6 protein-coding genes, 4 tRNA genes and 1 pseudogene are annotated in these 7,658 nt (G+C 60.5%); 1 reads left to right on the forward strand and 10 read right to left on the reverse strand.

The annotated features are described in order from the left end of the window. Positions 1 to 134 precede the first annotated feature (134 nt). The 10 genes from QZW03_RS17240 to folC form a co-directional block, all read right to left on the reverse strand. Positions 135 to 210: transfer RNA gene (locus QZW03_RS17240), tRNA-Glu, on the reverse strand. A 58-nt stretch (positions 211 to 268) separates the two neighbouring features. Continuing rightward, a tRNA-Asp gene (locus QZW03_RS17245) sits at positions 269 to 345 on the reverse strand. A gap of 102 nt (positions 346 to 447) precedes the next feature. Beyond that, positions 448 to 523: transfer RNA gene (locus QZW03_RS17250), tRNA-Glu, on the reverse strand. 31 nt (positions 524 to 554) lie between these two features. Beyond that, positions 555 to 630, reverse strand: a tRNA-Ala gene (locus QZW03_RS17255). Positions 631 to 706: 76 nt separating this feature from the next. Beyond that, positions 707 to 2,107 carry a glutamate--tRNA ligase gene (gene gltX / locus QZW03_RS17260; RefSeq protein ID WP_296511291.1) on the reverse strand — a complete coding sequence of 467 codons (1,401 nt, stop codon included), beginning with the start codon at positions 2,105 to 2,107 and terminating at the stop codon, positions 707 to 709. A gap of 1 nt (position 2,108) precedes the next feature. Beyond that, positions 2,109 to 3,320 carry an O-succinylhomoserine sulfhydrylase gene (locus QZW03_RS17265; RefSeq protein ID WP_296511292.1) on the reverse strand — a complete coding sequence of 404 codons (1,212 nt, stop codon included), beginning with the start codon at positions 3,318 to 3,320 and terminating at the stop codon, positions 2,109 to 2,111. A gap of 3 nt (positions 3,321 to 3,323) precedes the next feature. Beyond that, entirely contained in the window at positions 3,324 to 4,826 is a 1,503-nt protein-coding gene (gene purF / locus QZW03_RS17270; RefSeq protein ID WP_296511293.1) for an amidophosphoribosyltransferase, read from the reverse strand. A gap of 10 nt (positions 4,827 to 4,836) precedes the next feature. Next, a complete protein-coding gene (locus tag QZW03_RS17275; RefSeq protein WP_296511294.1) occupies positions 4,837 to 5,325 on the reverse strand; it encodes a CvpA family protein in 489 nt (162 codons plus the stop codon). 12 nt (positions 5,326 to 5,337) lie between these two features. Further along, complete coding sequence (locus QZW03_RS17280) at positions 5,338 to 6,171, reverse strand: SPOR domain-containing protein (protein WP_296511295.1); 834 nt, start codon at positions 6,169 to 6,171, stop codon at positions 5,338 to 5,340. 12 nt (positions 6,172 to 6,183) lie between these two features. Continuing rightward, on the reverse strand, positions 6,184 to 7,530 hold the full coding sequence (gene folC, locus QZW03_RS17285) for a bifunctional tetrahydrofolate synthase/dihydrofolate synthase (RefSeq protein ID WP_296511296.1): 1,347 nt from the start codon (positions 7,528 to 7,530) through the stop codon (positions 6,184 to 6,186). Positions 7,531 to 7,578: 48 nt separating this feature from the next. Between folC and QZW03_RS17290 the strand changes: the two are divergent. Next, positions 7,579 to 7,658, forward strand: a pseudogene (locus QZW03_RS17290) (arsenate reductase); the annotation flags it as partial.

Below are 7,658 nucleotides of genomic sequence, written 5' to 3' on the forward strand. Positions count from 1 at the left end.
GCCGGTATTCTAACCAACTGAACTACCACTCCTGGTAGCGGTAACCATTCGAACAGCACCTTGCAGCACTGAACCAAGTCGCTCCCTTGCAGAAGCTGTTACCGACTTGTTGCCGTTTACCTTGCGGTAAAACTTGGCGACCCTACGGGGATTCGAACCCCGGTACTCACCGTGAAAGGGTGATGTCCTAGGCCTCTAGACGATAGGGTCAAAACCTAGAAAACTCTTCAAGAAAAAAGCCGTTGACTGCTCAACGGCTTTTCAAATTTGGCGGAGTGGACGGGACTCGAACCCGCGACCCCCGGCGTGACAGGCCGGTATTCTAACCAACTGAACTACCACTCCTGGTAGCGGTAACCATTCGAACAGCACCTTGCAGCACTGAACCAAGTCGCTCCCTTGCAGAAGCTGTTACCGACTTGTTGCCGTTTACCTTGCGATAAAACTTGGCGACCCTACGGGGATTCGAACCCCGGTACTCACCGTGAAAGGGTGATGTCCTAGGCCTCTAGACGATAGGGTCAAAACCTTGGAACTTATCCGTTCAGAAGAATTGGTGGAGGTAAGCGGGATCGAACCGCTGACCTCTTGCATGCCATGCAAGCGCTCTCCCAGCTGAGCTATACCCCCAATTTCATGATGACATCGCTAAGTTTTGCTTAAGCTTTGTTATCAACTTCCGAGCCTCAAATTATATACAAGTTTTTCAGGCTTTAGCAAGTCTGTCTAAAACTTTTGTTTTACCGATCAATTCAAGCACTGCATCCAAAGAAGGCGTCTGTGCCGTGCCCATGACCAGCACGCGCACGGGCATGGCCAGCTGCGGCATCTTGAGGCCGTGCGCAGCCAACACCTCTTTAATCACCGCGGCAATTGAGGCTTTGTCCCAAGCGCAGTCGGCCAACTTAGCGGCCAGTGTGGCGAGCGCAGGTTTGACGGCATCGGTCACGTGCTGCGCCAGTTCGGCAGCATCGACCTGCACATCGGCATAAAACTTGGCAGCCCATGTGGCCAGCGCCACCGTGGTGTCGCAGCGGTCCTTGAGCAAACCGCACACCAGCGGCAAATGGTTTGCGGCCACATCGTCCGGCAGCGTAACGCCCAGCTTTCCCAGCTGCACGGCCACCAGGGGCGCCAGACGCGCGTTGTCGGCTTGCTTGATGTAGTGGGCATTCACCCACAACAATTTGGCGGGGTCCCATTGGGCAGGGCTCTTGTTGAGGTGGGTACCGTCAAACCAGCTGACCAACTGCTCGCGGCTGAACAGCTCTTCGTCACCATGGCTCCAGCCCAAGCGGGCCAGGTAGTTCAACATGGCTTCAGGCAGGTAACCGCCCTCTTCGTAGGCGGTAACGCTGACAGCGCCACGGCGCTTAGACAGCTTTTGACCATCGTCGCCCAAGATCACCGGGCAGTGGCCGAACTCCGGCAAGGTGGCGCCCAGCGCCCGGAAGATATTGATTTGCCACGGCGTGTTGTTGATGTGCTCATCACCACGGAAGACGTGGCTGATTTGCATGTCCCAGTCGTCCACCACCACCGCGAAGTTGTAGGTCGGAATGCCATCAGTGCGCACGATGATCAAGTCGTCGATCTCGCGGTTGCTGATGGTGATGGGGCCTTTGACCAAGTCGTTCCAGGTCACCTCGCCCTCGGGCGGATTGCAAAAGCGCACCACCGGCTTCACGCCCACAGGAATAGCCGGCAAGGTTTTGCCGGGTGCGGGGCGCCAGGTGCCGTCGTACAGCGCTTTTTCGCCCCGGGCTTTTTTAGCCTCGCGAACAGCGTCGAGCTCTTCCGGGGTGCTGTAGCAGTAGTAGGCTTTGCCTTCCGCAATGAGCTGATCCACCACCGCCTTGTAGCGGTCCAGACGCTGCATTTGGTACACGGGGCCTTCGTCGTACTCCAAGCCCAGCCAGCGCATGGATTCCAGAATCTGGTCCACCGAGTCCTGGGTGGAGCGCGCTACGTCGGTGTCTTCAATACGCAGCACAAACTCCCCACCGAAGTGGCGGGCATAGGCCCACGAATACAAAGCGGTGCGGGCGGTGCCCAGGTGCAGAAAACCGGTGGGCGAAGGTGCAATGCGGGTGCGAATTTTGCTCATATCAAAGGGTGTTCAAACCACGCGCCAGATCGGCGGTGATGTCTTGAAGATGGTCCAGGCCGACGGCCACGCGAATCAGGCCCTGGCCGATACCGGCCGCCTGGCGCTGCACTTCCGACAAGCGGCCGTGCGAGGTGCTGGCAGGGTGTGCCGCCAGGGTTTTGGTGTCGCCAAGGTTGGTACACAGTGAAACCACTTGCATGCTGTCGAGCACATGGAATGCGTTTTTACGCGCGGTTTCAACGTCTGGAGCCTTCACCTCAAACGACAACACTGCTCCACCGCAACCGGACTGCTGCCGCATGGCCAGCGCATGTTGCGGATGGCTCTCCAAACCGGGGTAATAGACTCGGGCGACCTGCGGCTGGGCCTCCAGCCAACGGGCCAGCGCCAGGGTGGTCTCAGACTGCGCCTTCACGCGCAGGGCCAGCGTCTCCATGCCCTTGAGCAACACCCAGGCATTGAAGGGCGCCAGCACCATGCCGCAGGTGCGGATCACGGGCAAGAACAACTCGTCACGCTGTTTGCGGGTGCAGCAAATGGCACCGGCCATGACGCGCCCCTGCCCGTCCAAAAACTTAGTGCCGGAGTGGATGATGAAATCCGCCCCCATGGTCACCGGACGCTGCAGTACCGGCGTCGCAAAACAGTTATCTACCGCCAGGTGGGCACCGGCGGCATGGGCAATATCAGCCAGTGCCTGGATGTCGCACACCTCGGTCAGCGGGTTGGTCGGGGTTTCGGCAAACAAGAGCTTGGTGGTGGGGCGGACTGCGGCCTTCCACGCGGCGATGTCGGTTTGCGGCACAAACGTGGTTTCCACCCCGAACTTGGCGAACTCGCGGCTGAACATCGGTATGACCGAGCCAAACACCGACTGCGAGCAAATGACATGGTCACCCGCCTTGAGCAGGGCCATGCCCAGCAACAAAATAGCCGACATGCCGGAGGACGTGGCAATGGCTGCCTCCGTGCCTTCCAAAGCCGCCAACCGGATTTCCATGCTGGTAACGGTCGGGTTGCTCACTCGGGAGTAGGTGAAGCCTTCTTCCTCCATGGCAAAGCGTGCAGCGCTGGAGGCCGCATTGTTTTGCACATAGCCGCTGGTGAGGTATAGCGCCTCGGAGTTCTCGCCGTACTGGCTGCGCTCCAGCGCCGCGCGGACGGCCAGAGTGTCGCTGTGCAAATCGTCGGGTAAGGGGGTCTGCTTCATGGTTCAGTCAGCGTGGTTGGGCAAAGCAAGGCGGGAGGTGTCTTCCTGCCCTTCTTCGACGCCCACGCGGTTTTCGTTCAGGCGCGCAATGTCGTCAGAAGATATATCGCCAGTGACATACACCCCGTCGAAACACGAGGCATCAAAGCCCGCCAGGTTTTTACCCAGCGCACCGATCGCCTTCTTCATGCCGTCCACGTCCTGGTAAATCAGGGCATCGCAGCCAATGATTTCGCGCACTTCTTCCACGGTGCGGTTGTAGGCCACCAGTTCCTTGCTGGTGGGCATGTCGATGCCGTAGACATTGGGGTATCGCACGGGCGGCGCAGCGCTAGCCATGTACACCTTGCGGGCGCCGGCATCGCGGGCCATTTGCACGATTTCTTTGGAGGTGGTGCCACGTACAATCGAGTCGTCGACCAGCAGCACGTTGCGGCCCTTGAATTCGCTGGCAATCACGTTGAGCTTCTGGCGCACCGACTTCTTGCGAACGCCCTGCCCCGGCATGATGAAGGTGCGACCGACGTAGCGGTTTTTCACAAACCCTTCGCGGTAGGGCAAGCCCAGCAACTGGGCCAGCTGCGCAGCACTCGGGCGGCTGGATTCGGGGATGGGGATCACCACATCGATTTCACTGGGCGGCACGGTGGAGACCACCCGCTTGGCCAAGGTCTCGCCCAGGTTCAAACGCGCTTGGTAGACCGAAATGCCGTCCATCACCGAATCGGGGCGGGCCAGGTACACAAACTCAAAAATGCAGGGCATGAGCTGCGCGTTGTCGGCGCATTGCTGGCTGTGGACCGATCCATCCAGGGCAATAAACACAGCTTCGCCGGGCTGCACATCGCGCACAAACTGGTGGTTGGTGCCTTCGAGCACTACTGACTCGCTGGCCACCATATGGGTGCCATCAGCGCCCTTGCCAAGGCAAAGCGGGCGGATGCCATACGGGTCGCGGAACGCCAGCAAACCGTGACCGGCAATGTGGCAAATGACCGCGTAAGAACCCTTGATGCGCTTGTGCACGCGGGCTACCGCCGTGAACAAATCCTGCGGCTGCAGCGGCAGGCCGCGGGTGGATACCTCGATTTCGTGGGCCAGCACGTTGAGCAAAACTTCAGAGTCGCTCTCGGTGTTGATATGGCGGTGGTCCAGGTTGAACAGCTCGGTCTTGAGTGTCTTGGCGTTGGTCAGGTTGCCGTTGTGCACCAGCACAATGCCGAAAGGCGCGTTCACATAAAAAGGCTGCGCCTCTTCTTCGCTGAACGCATTGCCCGCTGTGGGGTAGCGCACCTGGCCCAGGCCGGAGTTGCCCACCAGAGAGCGCATGTTGCGGGTGCGGAACACATCTTTCACCATGCCCTTGGCCTTGTGCATGAAGAACTTGCGGTCCTGCTGGGTCACGATGCCGGCTGCGTCCTGGCCACGGTGCTGCAGAAGCAACAGCGCGTCATAGATCAACTGGTTCACAGGTGCGTTGCTAACAACGCCAACAATTCCACACATAGGGTTTCACTCACTCAGGTAAATACTTGCCGAAATCTTGCGGTAACAAGGGCTTCAAGCCCTTGAGCACCATGCCGGTGACATGGGGGCCGGTGGCTTCTGACCACCAGGTGCTGGTGTGCAGGGGCGTCATGCCCACCACCACGGTGACTGCCAACAACAGCAACACACCGCGCACCAGCCCGAACCCCGCACCGAGCAGGCGATCGGCCGGGCGCAGCCCCACCGCCGCCACTAATTTTTTCAGCAGAAAGGCCACCAGCCCTCCTGCAAAAATAGCCGCCACAAACACCACCACAAAGCCCGCCGCATAACGGATAGGCTCACCGGCGCCCGCCATAGACAGGTGGGCCGCCACATCCGGCGCAAACCACTGGGCCAGCACAAAAGCCACTGCCCAGCTCAGCACCGACAGCACCTCAAACACCAAGCCCCGCCACGCCCCGACGATCAGGGATAGCAGCAATACCGCCAGAAAAATCCAGTCCACGGTGGGCATGCCGGGGTCGCTTTACAGTTCCAGAATGGCCGCAGGCAGGCTCAGCTTTTTAATCTTGTCGGCTGCTTTCTGGGCGTCAGCCTTGGTCGCAAAAGGCCCGATACGCACCCGGGTGCGCTGGCTGTCTTTGGCCCCCACCACTTGCGTGTAGGTCTTGAAACCGGCTTTTTCGACCTTGCTACGCGCCTCTTGCAATTTGGCAGGCTCGTTGTAAGCCCCCACCTGCACCACAAAGCGCCCTGTGTCTGCCGCCGCAGCTTTTTTGTCTGCGGACTTGTCCGCCGGCTTGGCGGGAGCTTTGCCGTCCAGCAAGGCCTGGGCTTTCGCAGCCTCTGCGGCTTGGCTGGCAGCCTTGTCGGCTGTTTTGTCAGCCGCATTTTCAGGCGCTTTCTCGGGAACTTTAGCCACCGGCTTGTCGGCGGGTTTGTCCGAGGGCTTGTCAACCGGCTTGACCGCAGGTTTGGGCTCTACCTTCGGCTCGGCTTTGGGCTCCGGCTTGGCTTCAGGCTTGATTGCGGAGGCCTTAGTTTCGGACAGCGCTACTTTGGGGGTGGGCTCTTCGCGCTCTTCGATCACCACGCCGCTGGCTTGGGTGGCCGGTGGCAATGCAGGCGCACCCAAGGGGCGCACTTTGCCTTTGTCGGGGATGTCGATCGGAATATCTACCGCAATCGGGCGCGGCTGGCTGTCAAACAGCAGCGGAAACCCCACCACACCTATCGCCACCAGCACGGCAGCGCCCACCAAGCGGTGGCGCGCCCGCCTGCGCATGGCCTCGAGGCTTTCCGACGCGGTAGGAGGGGTGGGCTGCTCGTCGCCACCTTTGCGAAACTTGAAAAAGGCCATGGGAGGGAAGACTTAAGGGTTCAGATGTTTGGCTTGCAGGCGTGGGGTGCCCTGTTGCAGAACGCCGCCCACGGTGTAGAACGACCCAAAGACCACAATTCTATCAGCGGGGTCTGCCGCGGCTATGGCGGCATCCAACGCTTGCATGGGGTCGGCATGGGTCGTGGCCGATGCATCTTTGCGGGTGTTTTGGGCCGCCCACTGGGCTTGCAGGCTGGCACCGCTGGCGGCACGCGGGCTGGGCAGGTCAGTGAAATACCAGCGGTCGATCATGGGGCCGACCTTGGCCAGCATGGGCGCCAGGTCTTTGTCGGCCATGGCACCAAAAATAGCGTGGGTGGTGGGGAAAAAGCCCATGGCGTCCAAGTTGGCAGCCAGCGCCGCCACCGAATGCGGGTTGTGCGCCACATCCAACACCAGGCTGGGCTGGCCGGGAATGATTTGAAACCGCCCGGGCAGCTCCACAAACGCCAGCCCGTTGCGCACCGCTTGTGCGGTGACCGGCAGCTGCTCGCGCATGGCCGTTAAAGCCGCCAGCACGCCCGAGGCGTTGACGAGCTGGTTCGCACCCCGCAGCGCCGGATAGGCTAAGCCGCTGTAACGGCGCCCGCGCCCGGCCCAGCCCCACTGCTGCTTGTCGCCGGACACATTGAAATCCGTGCCCACTTGCCACAGGTCGGCACCTATCTCCAGCGCGCGGTCCAGCACGCTTTGCGGCGGCACCGGGTCGCTCACCACCACCGGCCGGCCGGTGCGCATGATGCCGGCTTTCTCAAAGCCAATGGTCTCGCGGTCGTTGCCCAGCAGCTCCATGTGGTCGAGGTCGATGCTGGTGATGATGGCGCAGTCGGTGTCGACAATGTTGACCGCGTCCAGCCGCCCGCCCAGGCCGACTTCCAGAATCACGGCGTCCAGCCCCTCTTGCGACAGCGCCCACAAAATGGCCAAGGTGGTGAATTCGAAGTAGGTGAGCGTTATTTCAGAGCCATTTTGGCCTCTAGCCCTCTCCACCTCTGCGAAAGCAGCTACAAATTTAGTAGCAGGTGCTGCCTCACCCAAGAGCCGCATGCGCTCTTCAAAGTGCACCAGATGGGGCGAGGTGTAGACACCGGTCTTGTAACCGGCCTGCCCCAGAACGCTCTCCAGCATGGCGCAGGTGGAGCCCTTGCCGTTGGTGCCCGCCACGGTAAACACCGGGCAGTTAAACCGCAGGCCCATGCGCTGGGCTACCTCTTTCACCTTGCCCAGGCCCAGCTCAATGCCGTTGATGCCCTTGGGGTGCATGGACTCTATGTAGGCCAGCCAGTCGGCCAGGGTGGATTGCGCGGTCAGAGTGGATGAGGAGGGTGTGTGTTCCATAGCGGGCGCCATTGTCGCCCACCGGCAATGCACTGCCACAATAGAGGGATGACCATTCTTTACGGCATTCCGAACTGCGACACGGTGAAAAAAGCCCGCACCTGGCTGACCGAGCACCACGTTACCCA

The sequence above is a fragment of the Rhodoferax sp. genome, assembly GCF_013297935.1.
Lineage (GTDB): Bacteria > Pseudomonadota > Gammaproteobacteria > Burkholderiales > Burkholderiaceae_C > Allorhodoferax.

What these genes read in the sequence shown, in the direction of transcription:
- folC (WP_296511296.1), bottom strand. Translation starts at nt 7,530, where the DNA reads ATGGAACACACACCCTCCTCATCCACTCTGACCGCGCAATCCACCCTG.
- purF (WP_296511293.1), bottom strand. Translation starts at nt 4,826, where the DNA reads ATGTGTGGAATTGTTGGCGTTGTTAGCAACGCACCTGTGAACCAGTTG.
- QZW03_RS17280 (WP_296511295.1), bottom strand. Translation starts at nt 6,171, where the DNA reads ATGGCCTTTTTCAAGTTTCGCAAAGGTGGCGACGAGCAGCCCACCCCT.
- QZW03_RS17275 (WP_296511294.1), bottom strand. Translation starts at nt 5,325, where the DNA reads ATGCCCACCGTGGACTGGATTTTTCTGGCGGTATTGCTGCTATCCCTG.
- QZW03_RS17265 (WP_296511292.1), bottom strand. Translation starts at nt 3,320, where the DNA reads ATGAAGCAGACCCCCTTACCCGACGATTTGCACAGCGACACTCTGGCC.
- gltX (WP_296511291.1), bottom strand. Translation starts at nt 2,107, where the DNA reads ATGAGCAAAATTCGCACCCGCATTGCACCTTCGCCCACCGGTTTTCTG.